At 50.5% G+C, this 17842-nt stretch carries 18 protein-coding genes and 1 pseudogene; 12 read left to right on the top strand and 7 right to left on the bottom strand.

Going from position 1 to position 17842, the window contains the following annotated elements; translation table 11 throughout:
• Positions 1-12: 12 nt before the first annotated feature.
• Complete coding sequence (locus FE784_RS18350; RefSeq protein ID WP_139603682.1) at positions 13-624, bottom strand: TetR/AcrR family transcriptional regulator; 612 nt, start codon at positions 622-624, stop codon at positions 13-15.
• Positions 625-773: 149 nt separating this feature from the next.
• On the opposite strand from FE784_RS18350, the gene FE784_RS18345 reads away from it, so the two are divergent.
• The 3 genes and pseudogenes from FE784_RS18345 to galE all read left to right on the top strand — a co-directional run bounded on the left by FE784_RS18345 (position 774) and on the right by galE (position 3276).
• Positions 774-2027 carry an MFS transporter gene (locus FE784_RS18345; protein WP_139603681.1) on the top strand — a complete coding sequence of 418 codons (1254 nt, stop codon included), beginning with the start codon at positions 774-776 and terminating at the stop codon, positions 2025-2027.
• Positions 2011-2175 (top strand): annotated as a pseudogene (locus FE784_RS42885) (IS30 family transposase); the annotation flags it as partial. The gene FE784_RS18345 and the pseudogene FE784_RS42885, both read left to right, overlap by 17 nt.
• Before the next feature lie 114 nt (positions 2176-2289).
• Entirely contained in the window at positions 2290-3276 is a 987-nt protein-coding gene (gene galE / locus FE784_RS18335) for a UDP-glucose 4-epimerase GalE (protein ID WP_139603680.1), read from the top strand.
• Positions 3277-3336: 60 nt separating this feature from the next.
• On the opposite strand, the gene FE784_RS18330 is transcribed toward galE, so the two are convergent.
• The gene (locus FE784_RS18330) at positions 3337-3927 is read right to left on the bottom strand and encodes a class I SAM-dependent methyltransferase (protein WP_139603679.1); all 591 of its coding nucleotides are present in this window, start codon (positions 3925-3927) and stop codon (positions 3337-3339) included.
• A gap of 170 nt (positions 3928-4097) precedes the next feature.
• Between FE784_RS18330 and FE784_RS18325 the strand changes: the two genes are divergently transcribed.
• Complete coding sequence (locus FE784_RS18325) at positions 4098-5090, top strand: glycosyltransferase family 2 protein (protein WP_176706344.1); 993 nt, start codon at positions 4098-4100, stop codon at positions 5088-5090.
• Positions 5091-5136: 46 nt separating this feature from the next.
• Here FE784_RS18325 and FE784_RS18320 read toward each other — a convergent pair whose 3' ends face one another.
• Both FE784_RS18320 and FE784_RS18315 read right to left on the bottom strand, forming a co-directional pair.
• The gene (locus FE784_RS18320; protein ID WP_139603677.1) at positions 5137-5982 is read right to left on the bottom strand and encodes an alpha-1,2-fucosyltransferase; all 846 of its coding nucleotides are present in this window, start codon (positions 5980-5982) and stop codon (positions 5137-5139) included.
• A gap of 30 nt (positions 5983-6012) precedes the next feature.
• Positions 6013-6804, bottom strand: coding sequence for a DUF6492 family protein (locus tag FE784_RS18315; protein WP_139603676.1), 792 nt, complete (start codon positions 6802-6804; stop codon positions 6013-6015).
• A gap of 162 nt (positions 6805-6966) precedes the next feature.
• On the opposite strand from FE784_RS18315, the gene FE784_RS18310 reads away from it, so the two are divergent.
• A complete protein-coding gene (locus FE784_RS18310; RefSeq protein ID WP_139603675.1) occupies positions 6967-7953 on the top strand; it encodes a glycosyltransferase family 2 protein in 987 nt (328 codons plus the stop codon).
• Between the two features lie 50 nt (positions 7954-8003).
• On the opposite strand, the gene FE784_RS18305 is transcribed toward FE784_RS18310, so the two are convergent.
• The gene (locus FE784_RS18305; protein ID WP_139603674.1) at positions 8004-8453 is read right to left on the bottom strand and encodes a hypothetical protein; all 450 of its coding nucleotides are present in this window, start codon (positions 8451-8453) and stop codon (positions 8004-8006) included.
• A gap of 232 nt (positions 8454-8685) precedes the next feature.
• On the opposite strand from FE784_RS18305, the gene FE784_RS18300 reads away from it, so the two are divergent.
• The 7 genes from FE784_RS18300 to FE784_RS18270 all read left to right on the top strand — a co-directional run bounded on the left by FE784_RS18300 (position 8686) and on the right by FE784_RS18270 (position 15973).
• Positions 8686-10224 (top strand): spore germination protein, encoded by a 1539-nt coding sequence (locus tag FE784_RS18300; protein ID WP_139603673.1) that lies wholly within the window; start codon positions 8686-8688, stop codon positions 10222-10224.
• On the top strand, positions 10224-11324 hold the full coding sequence (locus FE784_RS18295; RefSeq protein ID WP_139603672.1) for a GerAB/ArcD/ProY family transporter: 1101 nt from the start codon (positions 10224-10226) through the stop codon (positions 11322-11324). Before FE784_RS18300 ends, FE784_RS18295 begins: the two co-directional genes overlap by 1 nt.
• Positions 11321-12448 (top strand): Ger(x)C family spore germination protein, encoded by a 1128-nt coding sequence (locus tag FE784_RS18290; protein ID WP_176706343.1) that lies wholly within the window; start codon positions 11321-11323, stop codon positions 12446-12448. Before FE784_RS18295 ends, FE784_RS18290 begins: the two co-directional genes overlap by 4 nt.
• 55 nt (positions 12449-12503) lie before the next feature.
• Positions 12504-13604 carry a GerAB/ArcD/ProY family transporter gene (locus tag FE784_RS18285; protein ID WP_139603670.1) on the top strand — a complete coding sequence of 367 codons (1101 nt, stop codon included), beginning with the start codon at positions 12504-12506 and terminating at the stop codon, positions 13602-13604.
• Positions 13601-14728, top strand: a complete 1128-nt coding sequence (locus tag FE784_RS18280; protein ID WP_176706342.1) for a Ger(x)C family spore germination protein — start codon at positions 13601-13603, stop codon at positions 14726-14728. Before FE784_RS18285 ends, FE784_RS18280 begins: the two co-directional genes overlap by 4 nt.
• Before the next feature lie 149 nt (positions 14729-14877).
• Positions 14878-15480 (top strand): GNAT family N-acetyltransferase, encoded by a 603-nt coding sequence (locus FE784_RS18275; protein ID WP_139603668.1) that lies wholly within the window; start codon positions 14878-14880, stop codon positions 15478-15480.
• A gap of 31 nt (positions 15481-15511) precedes the next feature.
• The gene (locus FE784_RS18270) at positions 15512-15973 is read left to right on the top strand and encodes an MEKHLA domain-containing protein (protein WP_139603667.1); all 462 of its coding nucleotides are present in this window, start codon (positions 15512-15514) and stop codon (positions 15971-15973) included.
• 129 nt (positions 15974-16102) lie between these two features.
• On the opposite strand, the gene FE784_RS18265 is transcribed toward FE784_RS18270, so the two are convergent.
• Together FE784_RS18265 and FE784_RS18255 are read right to left on the bottom strand one after the other, a co-directional pair.
• The gene (locus tag FE784_RS18265; protein ID WP_139603666.1) at positions 16103-16471 is read right to left on the bottom strand and encodes a hypothetical protein; all 369 of its coding nucleotides are present in this window, start codon (positions 16469-16471) and stop codon (positions 16103-16105) included.
• A 349-nt stretch (positions 16472-16820) separates the two neighbouring features.
• Positions 16821-17756: an ArsR/SmtB family transcription factor gene (locus FE784_RS18255; RefSeq protein WP_139603665.1), complete on the bottom strand. Its 936-nt coding sequence runs from the start codon at positions 17754-17756 to the stop codon at positions 16821-16823.
• Between the last annotated feature and the right edge of the window lie 86 nt (positions 17757-17842).

Here is a 17842-nt window from a genome sequence, read left to right as displayed (position 1 = left end):
TGTTCCTTTCATTTAATCTGCCGCTTTAGGTTCTGTACGTGGGGGCGTTGTGAGTAACGACAGCGCTGAGTCGATGCAATTATCAATCCATTCCCGATTGGGATTTGATTTCTTCAATACGGTTATTCCGATGAAGGCTACCACAAGGGACTGAGCTATTGCCCGGCTGTTGACCGATCCATCGATTTCTCCGGAGGTTACACCCCGTTCAAGCGTATCTTCAAATATCGCCGCCAAATATTGTTGATGCTCTCGTGTCAAAATTTCAAACTTCGCGTCTTGCGGAGCCAACTCCACCATTGTATTAATGCAGAAGCAGCCATTCCGCTCATGCGCTCCGTTAGGGAACGCCCCTTCCAGAAACAGGAGCCTGAAAGCAGTCTTGACACTCGTAATTTTGTTTAGCTTCAAGCGAACGGATTTAGCATGTAATTGGTTATAATTTCGAAGAGCCGATTCAAACAACGACAATTTGTCGCCGTATGCAGCATATAAACTAGGTTTTTGAATCCCCATGCGAGATGTTAAGTCACTTAGTGAAGTAGCCTCGTACCCTTTTTCCCAAAAAACATGCATAGCCTCTGTTAATGCCTTATGTTCATCGAATTCGCGAATTCTAGCCATAACGCCTCCAGATAATATACCTTTTAGTACATAAATATGATATCGCAATTTTTTATACAGGTCAATGTTGTGTTGACATTCCTGAATTTTTATGAGTTAATTGGTTTTAAAATAACATACCGTTCGGTACAAATAAGGGAGGTTTTTCAATGTCAAGTTCCCCGGAGCTCCGTCCAAATGACATGGAGTCACAAGCTAAACTTTCGAGCGCAGCGGTTTTGCTGTATGCGGTCATCTGCGGCTCGGCAGTAGCCACGGTTTATTTTTCTCAACCTTTGCTTGATGCGATCGCTATAGAATTTGGCATCAAACACTCTATTATCGGCACGGTAGTAACAGCGACACAGATGTGTTATGCGTTGGGATTATTTTTTCTGGTCCCGCTAGGGGATTTGCTCGACCCGCGTCGGCTTGTAACCGGGATGATGGTGTTTATAGCGATCGCATTAAGTATCGTTGCGTTAGCTTCGAATCCTTTGTTTCTATTCTTCGGTATGGGGATGGTTGGTTTCCAGGCTGTAGTTGCACAAGTCCTTGTTGCACTTGCCGCTGATCGAGCGTCGCAGCACAGTCGTGGCCGGACCATTGGAGTCGTTACGAGTGGTATCGTAATAGGGATTCTACTGGCCCGCACCTTCTCGGGCACCTTAGCGGATATGACTGGATGGCGATCCGTTTATATAGTCACGGCAGTAATCACGATCTGTATGGCTTATTTATTCCTAACCGTTACACCCGCTGCACGGCGTCCGCCAAATCAGAACACGTATCGGGGGATGCTCCGCTCCATGAAGGATTTATTCGTTCAAATTCCTCTATTGAGAATTCGTGGACTACTTGCTTTCTTCATTTTTTCGGACTTTAGTATATTATGGTCCTCAATGGTATTGCCGATGAGCTCTCCTCCACTTTCGTTCAGCCACAGCGTTATTGGATTGATTGGACTTGCTGGTGTAGCGGGGGCGCTGGCCGCCGGCAGTGCGGGACGACTGGCAGACCGGGGATTAGGACAACGGACGACAGGCATCGCTTTGTTACTGTTATTGTTTTCATGGCTGCCAATAGGGTTACTACAGAATTCCATGTGGCTGTTTATCATAGGGGTCGTTATGTTGGATTTCGCGGTGCAGGCGGTTCACGTAACTAATCAAAGTATGATATTGAGTGTTCGTCCAGAAGCGAGGAGTAGGCTAATCGCAGGGTACATGATCTTCTATTCCTTAGGAAGCGCAACAGGTGCAGTAGCGTCGACTTGGATTTATTCTTGGGCGGGGTGGATCGGCGTGTGCATACTGGGGACCTTGGTAAGCATGATCGCGTTGTTTTTTTGGGCATGTACTTTGAAAATGTCCGATCGTTCTCTTACTGCCACAGCAATGAGTACCCGCACAGGCAGCCTATAAGCAGCGGCGGGCGTCGTGTGTGCCAGCAGGCAAGTTTACTCCCGAACCGGCCAAGGATTTGCAGGTGAAGCTAAAGCAGACCTGGTCGCCCGAACAGATCGCAGAGAAACGGCGATGCGAAGGCCTGCCACTCGTTTTTGCGAAAACCGAAGGATTGCCGCAAATGACTATTCCCTTTTCACCGATTGGATCATACGATTAAGTAGCTTGTTCTCAAACGGGTCAAAGGATCGCTACTTTCATGGATATAAGAAGGTGAGGTATGAATAATATCGTATTGGTGACAGGAGGAGCGGGCTATATCGGCTCCCATACATGCAAACGGCTGGAAAAGGAGGGTTATTTGCCTGTCGTTTACGATCATTTGAGCACCGGACATGCCGATTTCGTCAAGTGGGGTCCTCTTGAGCAAGGAGATATTCTAGATAGCGATAGATTGACCCGCGTCTTGGCGAAGTACAACCCCGCAGCGGTCATTCATTTCGCCGCTTCGGCTTATGTCGGGGAATCCGTGAGCGATCCTTCGTCCTATTATCGCAATAATGTGACGGGTACCCTCAGCTTGCTTCAGGCAATGAGAAGCGCGGAAATCGGGAACATCGTGTTCTCGTCATCCTGCGCCGTATACGGCATTTCGTCGGAAAATACGATTAAAGAGGAGCATCCTCTAGTCCCTGTCAATCCGTATGGCCGTACGAAATCGATTGTTGAGCATATGCTGCGCGATTTTGCTTATGCTTATGGCATCCGGACGGTCTCCTTGCGTTATTTCAATGCCGCGGGCGCCGACCCCGACGGCGAGATCGGGGAACATCACGATCCCGAAACCCACTTGATTCCGCTCTTATTGGATGTCGCTGCGGGCAGAGTCGATCATGTGGATATTTATGGAAACGATTATTCGTCGGAAGACGGAACTTGCGTGCGCGACTACGTTCATGTATCCGATCTGGCAGATGCCCATGTCATGGCTATGGATAAATTAATGAGCGGAATTTCTTCACCGTGCTATAATCTGGGCAGCGGACAGGGACATACGGTGTTGCAGCTCGTCCGTGCGGTCGAACGAGTGACCGGCGCGAAGGTAACGGTCCGCCCGACGCCGCGGAGAGTCGGTGATCCGCCCCGTCTCGTATGCGATCCATCGCGCGCGTTGGCGGAGTTGGGGTGGAAGCCTAAGCATTCCTCCTTGGAGGAGATGCTGAAGCATGCATGGCTATGGCATCGGAAACGTTTTTTGTCGCCTTGATCCATTCGATCGGAAAGGAAAGAACCCTCGAAATTTGCTTAAGCAAATTGGAGGGTTCTTTTAGGGCCGGCCTTTACGCAATACTCGCAATGTGCAATAGTCGCAAACATGTTCGTAGTCCGGATTGTGCCTCATAAGTTCGTCCACAGCTTTCGTTACCCCGGGACAATCGGGTTTGCCGTAATCATGAAAGGCGATGAGCCCCCCGTGGACGACTCTGTCGGCATAATGGGCAATATCGTGCTTTACCATCTCGTAATCGTGGTTGCCGTCTATAAATAACAAAGCGATATTTGATGGACAGTCGGAGTACGCTTGCGTGCTCAGCTTCAGAATGGGGAAGACATAACCGGCTAATTCCGCCTGCGTCACGTTATTCCAAAATTGTTGAAAATAGTTGCCCTTGTACAAATAAAAATCGGATGCGAACGGGTCGATCGCGTGAATGGGACGTTTCCGCGAAGATAGATGCTTGCTGCCCAGTCCCAAAGCTACCGTGCTTTTTCCTTTGAAGGAACCGATTTCTACAATCGCTCCGGGAACGTGGTCGACCAGTACGGGCAGATGGATTAGAGCGAAAGGCTCCGAGTTCCATAACCATCCTTCGATGCATTCGATTCTGGTAATCCATTCGTCCATTTGTTTATTCATAGCCGTTGTCCACCTCCATGATGTCGCTAATACATTATGAAAATTTCAGGAGCCGGCGTGGACATCTTTCCAAAGCAACGGTCCATTTTCCGCCGTACGGACACCTGACTAGGGCAAGTCTCTTCGCCGATCATAAAATAGTCGTACGCATGATCGGAAGGAGCGAACATATGCTGATTACCGTAGCAATGGCCGTTTATAACGGAGAGACATACTTGCGGGAAGCCATAGCGGGCCTCAAAGCTCAAACGTATAAACAAATGGAAGTTGTCATCGTTAACGACGGATCCACGGATCGTACGCATGACCTCTTGGATACCATTCAAGATCCCCGATTCCGGGTCATGCATCTGCCTAAAAACAAGGGAGCGGCCAATGCGCTCAACACGGCGATACGGATGGCCAGAGGCCAATGGATCGCGATTCATGATGCGGATGACGTAAGCCATCCCGATCGGCTCGAGGAACAAGCCGCGTATATCCGAAGCCATCCCGGCCTTGTGGCCGTCGGTTCGCTTATCCGGTGCATCCTCGGCACAGCTTCGCTGCCCGACTCCTTCCTGCAGTCGACCGAGCAAGCCTTCAATACCCACGTAACTCCGGAACAAATCATCGACGGCCGGTTCAGCGCCTGCCCGTTATGTCACGGATCAGTCGTTTTCTCCAAACAAGCGTTTCTGGAAGTGGGCGGCTACGATACGAGCTACAGGATCGCATACGACTATGACTTATGGACACGGCTTATCGATCACGGTCCGATCGGGAAGGTGAACAAGGTACTGTACGATTACCGGGTGTATCCGTCTTCGCTTTCCAACAAGAAGTGGAAGGACACGTATGACGAGAAGCTGAGAAGCGCACTACTGTCGTTAAGCAAGGTATGCTACGCCGATCTGGATAGTCCCCGCCTCGCCGTATTCGCTCCGAATTGGCTGTGCAGGAATCTTTACCATAATGTCTTTCCGGCTACCCGTTGCAAGGCGACCTTGTATATTCATGATCAATACGTTCTCCATGTTGCAAAAGTAAATGATTTATACCGGACTGGGATCATCGACGGGGTCATGATGAGTACTCTGATCGATAAGGGGCCTGTCCGACAGCTTCTCGAGTCGTTTCAAGCGAATGGAATGGTCATTAATCGCAACCTGTTTACGATATAACATTAAAAAAGCCGATCCTCCAGGAATCGGCTTTTCCTCATGTCCATTATAATCCCATCAAATAAAGCCATGGATTGATCGGACTGTTCCATGGATTGTAGGGAATAAGCTTGCGTTGTACCTGATCCGGGCGCAAGAAAAAGCATGCCCGTTTATTCAGCATACTGGCGGTATAAGAGAACGTACTGCTGGAAATGCCCAGCATGTCGCAATGGCTCAATATATAATGATCCGGATAATAGTCTGCCGTCGGAAAAGGCTCGAACAAGTCTCGACAGGTTAAAGGGCCGAATTCGGAGAAGTCCGGGAGAACCGACTCCAATTCGTCGCTGGCAATGTAGAGGACCGGGTTCTCCGCATGAGGCCAGACGGACTTGAGCCATTGAATATACCATTCGTTCGGGGGGATAAAGTATATTTTTTTATCGGCTTCGACTTCCTGTCGGGTGAGAAAGTCGCCTCTCCGCAAATGCAACCCGATCACGGTTCTCCCATTTGCTCGCAGCCGGCGCAACCCTTGTTCCATCAAGGACGCCACTTCGGGTACAGGTTGGAACAAAGAACGGAAATCGGCTCGATAAGGGGCGTAAAAACGCGTATGGAACTGGAAATAACCTTGGATGTCGACATTGATGAGACGCGGATGCGGGTCCGACAGCAGCTTTCGTTTGTTCATGATATTCGTCTCATGAATTCTGGGATATTTCCGGCTGACAGGGTCGTCATGATGACCGAATAAATCTCTCCCGATCCAAGACGATGTCTGCACCTTCAAATCGTATCGCTTCGCGTATAATTTCAGGAACGCGTATTGGATGATCTGATTCCCGAAGCGCCCGTAGCGGCCCAGAGTCGACATCGAGACTACGGGTCTGCCGCTGTTTGGATGCAATGCAATTTCCTCCCCGTTGCCTTATGCGAATTATTTGTTCCAGCTATGGAATGATACGGTATTGTATTTGGCGGCAAGCTTCTGCATATCGGTTTGTATCGTCTTGTTCAACACGGATCGAGTGAGACTGCGGTTGTGCCAATACTTCATGACCGTCTGGCCCGGGTAATGGGACAGCACGAAATTACCATAGGTCTCATAGTCGGCGAAGCCGGACGTATGGGTTCGGTCCACGTGCTGCAGAATCGCATCGTACCACGGCATCCGGAAACGTTCCTCGATCGTTTTCTTTAATCGGTCCACCTTCGTTTTCTCGAATAGCATATAGTGCGTACAGAACGATTTGGGAGAGAGCGGTTTTTCGCCCAACAGTTTTTCATAAGCGATAAAATAGGGCAAATGGTATTCGTCCGCATAATGGAATACCGTTTTGCCGTTTTCTTTGAACGTATTCGGCCGGATAAACACGGTATCGGCATCTATCACGAGATAATGTTCCTCGGAGCAAACGATATTGCCGCTAAATTTGATCAGCTGCTGGAATATCCAGCCCGATCTGTCGACTCCGTTTACGGAATAGTCGATTTTGTTTTTGGCGATCGGCACGACGGCCGCTTCGTCGAAGAAGGCGCATTTATATTTTTTGCACAAAGCCCGGATGTCGGGATCGTCCGGCGCTACGACCGCGACGGTACCTATCGGATGCCGTACGTTCCGTCTGGCGCCTTCAATCGTATGGGGCAAAACGCTCAAGTCTTTCGGAGCGGCGGGTATCATAATATCTATTCGCGTATTGCTCCGGACGGGATGAGCTTGAGTCACAAGAGACTCCTCCTCCTAGGTGGAATGGGATGCTATTGCATCATATGACGGTTATCGGGGTACGTTCGGACAGGTGCCCCCGAGGTAAGCGCACAATACGTTGTTAGAGTGGGTGAATAGATTAAATGGAGAAAACGTTGCTATGTCGATGGGAGGCTTGGGATGAGAATATCCGTAGTGATGGCCGTATACAACGGGGAAATGTATTTGGAGCAAGCCGTGAAAAGCGTCCTGTCGCAAACCTACGACCATTTCGAGTTGATTGTCGTTGATGACGGCTCAACAGACCGTACGCCCGAAATACTTAGTCGTATGAACGATTCCCGAATAAGAAAATTTCGTATGCCTGCAAACAGGGGAGCTGCCCGTGCTCTGAATTATGCGATCCGCAAGGCGCGTGGAGACTGGATTGCCGTACACGATGCGGATGACGAGAGCTTGCCGGAGAGGCTGACGGTTCAGGTCGGCTATATTCTGGAACGTCCCGAACTCGTCGCGGTAGGTTCCAGGATAGCTTGCATAGGCGAAGCCGATGCGGATCCGACTCAGCTGCGCAGGGCCGAGACGAACCTTAATTATGGTCGCGACAATGAGCATATTTATCGAAACCGCTACCTCGTCTGTCCGATTTGCCATGGAACCGCCTTATTCTCAAAAGCGAAATTTCTCGAAGCCGGAGGCTACGACCCCGGTTACCGGATCACCTATGATTACGATCTGTGGCTGAGACTTTTTCAGCTCGGTCCGATCGTGAAGGCCGACGAGGTGCTGTACCGGTACAGAATCCATTCCTCTTCGCTTTCCCGTCGGAACGGGATGGACACATATATGGAGAAGCTGCGCTGCTGTATCCGGCGGCTGCGCCAATTCGAATATGCTCATCTTTCCGGCGATCCCCGGCTAATCGTATTTGCAGACTGGAAGATCAGCCGCAATGTGGTGAGACAAGTTATTCCGCATTGTCCGGTTCGAATCTATTCCTATTTCGACACTTTGCGCAGCGACACGTATGCGGAGAAGGCGATGGAGCTATTCGCGAGGGGACGGATAGACGGCATTTTGCTCCTTCAGACAAAGCAAAGAAAGGAATTAGTCCGGTATTTCCAAAATAAGGGGATGACTTTGAACCGGAATTTGTTCGTCTTGTAGCGGGGAAAACGTTCATTATCGCGGTTGCGTTATCCGCCTCTGTCGGCGAATTAGTCGATTAAACCATTCTTTTTCAACAGCGCCTGCTCGTCACCGGCAATATAGGCAAATATTTTGGGAGTATTGCCGATCCAATGCAGCAAGTAAGTTTCATTAAAATTGATCTCGATCACCTTGCCGTCTTTCTGCCGCTTGTAGACAGCCCTCCAATGGATGGTAGCGGACACATGCAAATCGTCAATCCCGACAGTGTTGATGGATACGATGTTCATCGATTGCGTTCCGATACGCCGCTGCTCCTCGAACGCCGGCAGCAGCGCTTTCGCGTATTGCTCATCGTTATGGAATACTTGAACGCCTTCGGGGCTCGCTTCTATGAAACTTTCCGTATAATCACCGGTCATCGCATGCTTATCCATGCTTCCGGGGTTAGCGAGAGCTTCGTTGATTCTCTTCTCATAGGTATGGAAGAACGCGTGTACCGCTTTGGTTTTCATCATTTCCAAACCTCCTTCTGAAATAACTTATGATAATGGTCCATACTCTCCATTACCCATTTTCATGAAACCGAAAAGCCCCCGCAATGGTTATATACGCCATGCAGGGGCTTTCTAGATTGTGGACATTAGAGTTAAGGAAACCAGGGCCTTACGGGAAATTGCATATTCAGGGAAAAGATGGGGACATTACTTCTACATGCGAAGATAGCGTAAACGACCGGGGTGATGAACGATGTGGCTGGATTGGCTAAAACGGAAAAAATATCGAACTTCTCAGCCGCAGCGATCCCATAAACAACAGATCCATGATTCCATTAGTATGGATTTGCAGCAAAATCTGGCCTGCTTGCTCGCCCAATTCACTCAAACTCCCGATTTGATTGTGCGTCAATTAACGATCAAGCAAAGCGAGGAGCAGGCCGCCCTTGTTTATCTGGACGGGCTGGCGGATAAAAATTCGATCAATAACAACGTGCTTCGACCGTTGCAATTCGAGTCGGAGAGCAGCGATGCCGTCGGCGGATTAACGGTAACGGTCGGTCAAGTGCTGCCGCTGACCGCATGGTCGCAAATCGAGTCGGCCGTCTTGGAAGGCAGCAGCGTATTGCTGATCGCGGGAAGAGCGGAAGCGTATTCCCTGGATACGAAAGGATGGCCGCAGCGGGCTATTGAAGACCCGCAGCTCGAGGCATCGTTAAAAGGAGCGCATCAAGGGTTCGTCGAAACGGGAAGTCAAAATATCGCCATGCTGCGCCGTTATATACCGAATCGCGAGCTGAAGGTAAAGGAGTTATGGGTCGGCCGGAGAGGGCATACGAAAATCTCTATTCTATATTTGGGGGATGTCGCGCATCCGGAAGTGCTGCAGGAGCTGTCAGACCGGATTGCGCGGCTGGATGTCGACGTTATCATCAATACGGGAGAGTTGGCCGAGCTGATCGAGGACAATCCGTATTCGCCTTTCCCGCAATTTATTTTGACGGAGCGTCCGGATGCGGCAGCATCGCAAATATTGCAAGGAAGATTTGTCGTCGTCGTTGACCGGAGCCCGAGCGTGCTGGTTGCGCCGGTAACCTTTACGTCGTTTTTTCAAAATGTCGACGATTACAGCACGCGCTGGTCGATCGCTACCTTCATAAGGCTGCTGCGGCTTTTCGCTTTTTTTATCGCGATTTTGCTGCCGGCCTTCTATATAGCCATCACATCCTACAATTTCGAAACGATTCCGATCAAGCTGCTGATGACTATCGGGGAGTCGAGAGGACGAGTGCCGTTTCCGCCGTTTGTCGAAGCGATTCTCATGGAGATCACCTTGGAAATGATGAGGGAAGCCGGGGTGCGCCTTCCTGCACCGGTAGGGCAAACCGTCGGTATCGTCGGAGGCATCGTAATCGGCCAGGCGATTGTGCAAGCCGGGTTGGTCAGCAATATAATGGTCATCGTCGTCGCGTTTACGGCGATCGCTTCTTTCATTCTGCCTAATTACGATATGGTCGCGGCCGTCAGGCTCCTTCGGTTCGCCATGATGGCAGCCGCCTCGATGTTCGGAATTGTCGGCATTGTTATCGGGGTGATGACGATGATAGGCCACCTCATTGCGCTCGAATCGCTCGGGACGCCATATAGCGCCCCATTTGCGCCAATGCGCTTTGCCGATTGGAAGGACGCGCTTCTCCGGCTCCCGCTATGGAAAATGAAGAGACGGCCGTTAAGCGCAAGACCGATTCAAATGAACAGGCAAGGCTCGAACCATCCGGAAGGTGACGGGTAATGAAAAAATATGCGTTCAATCAAATCAATTTCCTGCAATCGATATTGCTCGTTACCGGCATACAAGTCAGTGTCGGCTTTCTTGCGCTCCCTCGGGCCTTGGCCGAAAAGGTAGGAACGGACGGATGGATTTCCCTTCTAATGGGGTGGCTCGTCGCGGTTGCGGCAAACTTGGTCATCGTTCAAGTGATGAAGAGGTGTCCTGACGGGACGTTATTGGAATTGTTGACAACCTACATAGGCAAATGGGCGGGCATCGCGGGAGCTATTGTACTGGCGCTCTACTTCTTCTATATCAGCTACAGCTGTCTCGTGTATTCGGTGCTTGTCGCGAAAGTGTGGCTCATGCCTCAAACGCCGGTCGCTGTCATTATGCTGCTGCTGCTCATCCCGACCGGAGTCATCGCGCGCAACGGATTGCGCATCTTGGCCCGATATGCGGAAGTCGTTTTTATTTTATCGTTATGGATCCCGTTTGTCTATTTGATCCCGCTCAAGGACGCCCACTGGCTCCATCTGTTCCCTTTGTTCAAGGAAGGCTGGCAGCCGGTACTCTCGGCGGTTCCGGCAACGTTTTATTTTTTTGCAGGATTTTCGACAACATTTATTTGGTATCCATTTTTGCAGGACAAACGGAAAGCTTCCGCGGCCATTCTCATTTCGAATTCGCTGACGACGCTTATTTTTTTATTCATCACGATTGTCTGCTTCGTCTACTTCAGTCCGGACCGGATTACGGAATTTAACGAGCCTGCGATCACCGTATTGAAAATTATCGAGTTCAAATTTATCGAACGGATCGAAGTGCTGTTTATCGCGTTTTATTTGTTCATTTTCTCATTGGCTTGGATCCCGTTCATGTATTTCGGCGTATTTTGCACAAGCTGGCTGTTCGGCAAGGCGGATCATCGGGGGCATCTGCGCTTGTTCTGGCTTTTGTTTGCCGTAGGAAGCTTTTTCTTCGTGCCGACCTCCCGCCAGAGCGAGATGATGACCGATTTTCTGGGCAAGATCAGCTGGGGCATCGAATACGTATTTCCCGCATGTTTGTTTGGTTTCATATGGCTGCACGACCGGTTAAAGCGGGTGAAAAGTCTATGAACAAACGGCATTCGCTGCTTTTGCTTCTTGCCATTGTCGCCGCCGTTGTCGTGACCGGTTGCTACGACCGGGTGGATTTGGAGGAGCAGTCGTCCAGCTTTTTGGCGGGCATCGACCTGGATCAACAAAATAATTTGCTAGTCTATTCGACAAATCCCGTATTTAGCCGACATGTCAATGAGAAAAGCCAGGAAATCGGCGTGAAAGCGGGGACGCTGCGTCAGTCGAGAGGTTTGCTGGAAGCCCGAACTATCGGCTTTTTCAGCAACCGCAAGGTTCAGATCATTCTCCTCGGCAAACGTCTCCTGGAGCATGAGAATTGGTACCGGCTGTTGGATGTGTTCCTGCGCGATACGAAAAATCCGTTAACCCAACGAGTGGTGGCGTTCGACGGAGCCATCTCCGACCTCATCGATCTGAATCCGAAAGATCAGCCCTTGCTGCCCATCATGCTGAGGGGAATGGTCGATAGCAAGAGCGCGCGATCGGAAAGTGTAAATACGACTTTTCAGGAGCTGGACCGGCAAATGTTCGAAAGCGGGGTAACTCCTTATATATCCGGCGTCGGTCTGGACAAAAATAAGGAAATCGTCATGTTCGGTACGACATTATTGGACAAGAAAGGAAAGTATGCGTCATCGCTTTCCATATCGGAAACGATATTACTGCAAATTTTGCAAAAAAATGTGAAAAGGCCGGTAAGCTACACGCTCCGTATTCCCGGAGAATCGAAATCCGGGCCTTTCCATACGGACAGGTTAAGCATTAACGCCGAGAACATCAAAACGAAGATCAAAACCTCGTATCGCGAAGACCGGTTCCGGTTCGTCATCGATATCAATATGCCCGTTACGTTGACGGAACGATTATACCCTTACGATGTCAGGGGACATGGAAAACGACTCGAAAGCCTGATTGCCGAACAAATGAAAAAAAGATTCGAGAGTCTCGTCCGGACCCTGCAAGCGCAAAAAATCGATCCGATCGGGCTCGGACTTTACGCGAGAGCCCACGAATACAAGCATTACAAAGACGTGCAGGAGAATTGGGGCGAAGCTTTGGCTGAGGCGGATATTCAAGTTGCCGTAAAGGTCACGATCCGGAGCATGGGACCGGTAAAGTGATGGCAGTCGTTCTGCATAGCAAGGGGAATGATCAACTTTTCGAAGGGTGAGCGGTGTGAAAAAATATGCGTTTAACGAAATCACCTTCATGCAGTTTGTGTTTCTCCAATTCGGCTTGCAGGCGAGCGTCGGCTTGTTGGCGCTGCCGCAAGTGTTGGCCGGCAAGGCCGGTACCGACGGCTGGATGGCGATCATTGGGGGATATATCGTTTCCATTGCGGCGGGATTGATAATCGTTCAAGTCATGAAGAAGCATCCTGACGGGACACTGCCGGATTTGCTGAAGCGATATTTGGGCGGATGGGCAGGCAAAACGGGTGCGGCTCTGTTCGCCTGCTACATATTTTATTACGGATACACGGGGCTTGTCCGGACGATTCTGTACACGAAAGTATGGCTTTTGCCGCAAACGCCGGTATACATCATCATGCTTCTGCTGCTTATCCCTACTTACGGCATTGCCCGCAATGGGCTTCGCATATTGGGCAGATACGCGGAGCTTGTATTTTTCATTTCCCTATGGCTGCCGTTCGTGTATTTGATCCCGCTCAAGGACGCCCATTGGCTCCATTTGGCCCCTGTGCTCAAGGAGGGGTGGACACCCGTTTTGTCGGCGATGCAAGAGATCATTATGTCTTACGGCGGAATGGGAGCCGTATTTATTTTTTATCCGTTTTTGCGGAACAAACGAATGGCTTCCGCCGGGGTCGTACTCTCCAGTACGCTTTCGATGCTCGTGTTTTTATTCGTAACGTTGATCTGCTTCGTTTATTTCAGTCCGGATGAAATAAGGGAATACAACGAGCCGGTAGTCAACGTTTTGAAAACGATCGAGTTCAAGTTTGTTGAGCGGGTCGAAGTGCTGTTTATCGCTTTTTTCTTATTTATTTTTTCGTTGGCGTGGATTCCCGCCCTGTATATGTGCGCTTTCTGCACGAGTTGGCTGATGGGCAAGCAGGATCATCGCGGCCATATGCGGCTGCTCTTGCTGGCGATTGCCGTCGGCTCGTATTTTGCAATGCCTACATTTAACCAAAACGATCTGATGGAGAAATATCTTGCAAGGATAATCACCGGGTTCGAAGGCGTACTTCCCGTTTGCTTGCTTGTCTATATATGGGGATACGAGCGCTTCCAGAGGAGGAAGAACGTATGACCAAGCGATGGAGAAGGCGGATCGGGTTACTCTTGATAGCGTTCGTCGCCGTCCTCGTATCCGGCTGCTATGACCGACTGGACCTGGAAGAAGCTTCCTCTCCCTTTTTGGTCGGTTACGACCTCGATGCGAATAACGACATGATCGTGTATGTGACCAACCCCGTGTTCAGTGAACACGTAGGAAAAAAGACGCATGATATCCGAGTGAAGGCGGACACTTCCCGCGAAGCGAGAGAAAAGGAGGATATCCGCTCCGCCGGTACGTTTCACGGCAGGAAGATTCAGGTCGTCGTGATCGGGAAACGGTTTATGCAGCACCCGGACTGGTTCCGGATTCTGGATGTTTATTTTCGCGATTCGAGAAATTCGTTGACCCCGAGAGTCGTCGCTTTCAACGGACCTCTTTCCGAGATTATAGATTTGCATCAAAAGAACCAGCCGATGCTGCCCATCCTGCTGCGGGACATGATCGATACGAAAAGCGCCCGGTCGGAGTCGGTCGACACGACTTTGCAGGAGCTGCACCGCCAAGTGTACGAGAAAGGGATGACCCCCTATATATCGGAAGTAGACGTGGTCAATAATGAAGTCGTACTGCAGGGGACGACTCTGCTCGATCATTCGGGAAAATTCGCAACCAATTTAAATACCGAAGAGTCGATTCTGCTGCGAGTCCTTCAGAACAGTGTGAAAAAAACCGTGAGTCTGACGATTCCCATCCCCGGTGTGCCCAAGCAGGGACCGTTCGAAACGGATCGGTTAAGCTTTTCTACCGAGCAAGTAAAAACCATAATTGACACGGCATTCGACAAAGACCGTTTTCGGTTTGACATACGGGTCCGCATGCGTGTCGCGCTGACTGAACGATTGTTTACATACGCTAAGGGCGAGGAAGAGCGGCTGGAACGTTTGATTACCGAACAAGTGCAGCAGAAAATGGACGACCTCGTCCTGAAACTAAAAAGAAATCGGGTCGATCCGATCGGGCTCGGGTTGTATGCGCGAGCTCATGAATACAATCGCTACAAAACGGTGGAGGAACAGTGGGGGGAAACGGTTTCCGAGTCGGATATCCGAACGTCGGTTATGGTGGAGCTCGGATCGACGGGACCTGTTAAGTGACAAGGCATTCCAAAAATGAAGCCCGTTATTCCATTCGTTCTGCAGATGGAGCCTAATTCCCGTCCGAGGTACGTACTAAGAAGTCTATCCATTAAAATATAATAAGTTGAGCGGGTACGACACGCAGTCAAGAGGGGAGAAATGAAGACATGGATGAACTGTCCATCAGAAATTTATCCGAGCTTGATGATCGTTACTTGGAGCAAACGGTAAGGCTGTTCATAGACGGCTTTTTGCAAGAAATGCTCGATCGGACCCAAATTGAAGTTCCGGTGCTGGTCGAAGCGCTTAAGCAATCGTTTTTGAGAGACCATTATTATGTCGGACTGTTGGACGATAAGGTGGTAGGCATACTGGCCGTCTCCACGGACGATGGTCGATCCCATGCGTTAGACAAAACAAAACTGCGGAGAGAGCTCGGATTAATAAAAGGAGGGCTGATTTACGCCATCCTCTACAAGGAGCTTCAACGGCCGATGGATATGCCGCGCAATCAATGTTATATTGAATCGGTAACGACGGATGCTTCAGCAAGAGGAAAAGGCGTGGCCTCCAAGCTTCTCCATTATTTATTCGATACGTTGCCGTACGACGAATTTGTTCTGGAGGTCGTGGACTCCAACGTGAAAGCGATCAAGCTGTATGATAGATTGGGGTTCGTGCTGTTCAAGAGAAAGAAAGCGGATCTGTTCACGAGAATGGGCGGTATCCGGGAACGGCTGTACATGAAAAAGATCGTGGTCAAATCTTAGCGGAAACGATAACGGAGGTTTTTGAACTGCCATGTTGTACACGGGCGTAGGAGCAACGGACGAGCATGCGAAATTGATAATGGACAGCTACCGCAGATGGACGGGTAAATCTCTTTTGGACGAAGCCGTACAATCAGGCCGACCTTTCGACCGGTTGTTTCAAGCTCCCATTGTGGTGCTGTCGCACGGGACGGAGGCTGACCCGGTCTTGAATTTCGGCAATCGGGCTGCGCTCCGGCTATGGGAGATGGACTGGGAGACGTTCACGCGCACACCGTCCAGGCTGACGGCCGAACCGATGGAACGCGAGGAGCGGGATTTATTTTTGAGGGCTGTCAGTGATAATGGCTACGTCGACCATTATACGAGCGTTCGGATTTCCAGCACCGGCCGGAGATTCTACATCATGCAGGCGACAGTGTGGAATCTCTTGGACGATTCCGGCGAGCTTCGGGGCCAGGCAGCCGCTTTCCGGGAGCATCGGTTTATTTGAACGCCGGATGACGAGCAGACGAGTGCCGACGCCTCTGAAACGGGAAAAATGTACGTTAGGAAGCCGAAACTCCCTGTCTCCTCCGCAAGCGCATGCGGGAGGCGGGGAGTTTCTGTTCGCTTATGAATATTAGCTTTTCACGAGTTGAATTTCTTCTTCTGTATTATTCCATTTGATATAAAGGGTGAAGCCGTTCTCTTTCACATAAGGCGAATCGAGTGTGGATTTTCCGCTTATCCGCAAATTTTTCGACGGACTGCCGCCATTTCCTTTGTACTTGAAGTTGCTGCTGTTCTCGAAGGAGTATTGGACATTGCTTACAGGCTGATTCCCTTTGCCGATATACTTGATCGCGTATGTTTTCTGCTTGGAAGAAGGATTAATCGAGCATTCGACGCTCCACGCAGTGCTTTTGCCGGTATATTGCATCGATTTGGCGCATCCTGTGAGACCGGCCAGACTGAATAAAAGGATCAAGCCTATTACCCATGCTTTCATCGTTTCGCCCCTTCATGTTAACGGTTAATACCAATGCAACCAAGTATATCCGGGTAATCTTAAGATCATGTTGGTACTTTTCTTAACGATTTCTTAACGATAATCATGGTTCAATATGACAGCGGTTGACATATATAGACGACTACAATGGAAATGCCGAATAGCCGAGTCATTGGCCCACGAGCTTCAGCCGTTTCATTGTACGGCGGTTGCGCTGACTCCGGTGTGGATGCGTTCCGATATTATGCTCGATCTTTACGGAGTCAAGGAAGAGAATTGGCGGGGCGCCGCTGCGAAGGTGCCTCCTTTCATTATTTCCGAAACGCCGCGATTCGTAGGCAGAAGTCCGTCATTGCCTGTCGATGCTGCGGACGAACGACATGACGATATCCTGCGGATGATCGCCGAAGCCCGAGCCGAGCAAATTGAGCCCGCCTTGAAACTCGGCCTCCTTGCCGACCTCGAGGCGGACTCGGATCGGTTCGCTATAATCCAGACTCAAGTCGCCCAGCGTCGTTCCGGTTGCGCGAATGCCATTCACGTAACCTCCGTCCTTCGTAACTTTCCACTCCGTCAAAGCGCCGTATTCCGTTCCGCTAAACCAGCGGTCCGGAGTCAGCTTCCCTTTCCGGTCGCCGAAGTCGCCCGGACTTCTCCACGTTCCGACCGGCATATCGTTCATATACAGCGAAATATCGGATTGCCGATTCATATCGAAGCTCGGCGCTTCCGAGCACAGCTCGGCGGTAAGCCGAAGCTCGTCCAAGGGTACCCCGGGCGGGATCGGGTTGGCGAACAAATATTCCAGGCATCCCGCGCCGGAAAACCAGAGCAGGGAGGCGTCCGTGCGTTCCGGCATATAGAAGGCGCGCGGATCGTCGATCGAACCGATAAGGACGCCGTCATGGCCGGCCATTCCGCATGTCGGACGCACGATGCTGCGCGAGTACATGCCGATAGGCATATGGATTTGCTCTATCCTGTGCAGGCCGTCCCCCGTCTTGACCGGCAGCTCGAGCAAAATCGATTTGCAGGTCACGTAGCATATCTTCTCCCGATTCGCTCCCGGAGAGGAGACGACCAGACCGGCTTGCTCCAAAATTTGAATATTGATCGTCATTGTCGGTTGGGCGACACCGAGCGCTTCGGCGAGCTGGGAGACGCCCATCGGCATATCCCCGAGCGTCTCCAGAATGCGGACACGCAAATCGCCGGACAATGCTTTGGCCACTTCGGTTATACGGGCGGCGGGATAGCGGATCAGTTCCTGTTTGAAATCGTTCATCGTTATCTTTCACTCCCGCAGTTAGGTTAAATGGATTGCGATTGTGCGCTACGACGGTGTCCGTTATGCCGACCATCCGTCTCACA

The organism is Paenibacillus hemerocallicola, from assembly GCF_006265175.1.
Taxonomy (GTDB): domain Bacteria; phylum Bacillota; class Bacilli; order Paenibacillales; family NBRC-103111; genus Paenibacillus_AB; species Paenibacillus_AB hemerocallicola.
This window is presented reverse-complemented; position numbering and strand designations above follow the sequence as displayed.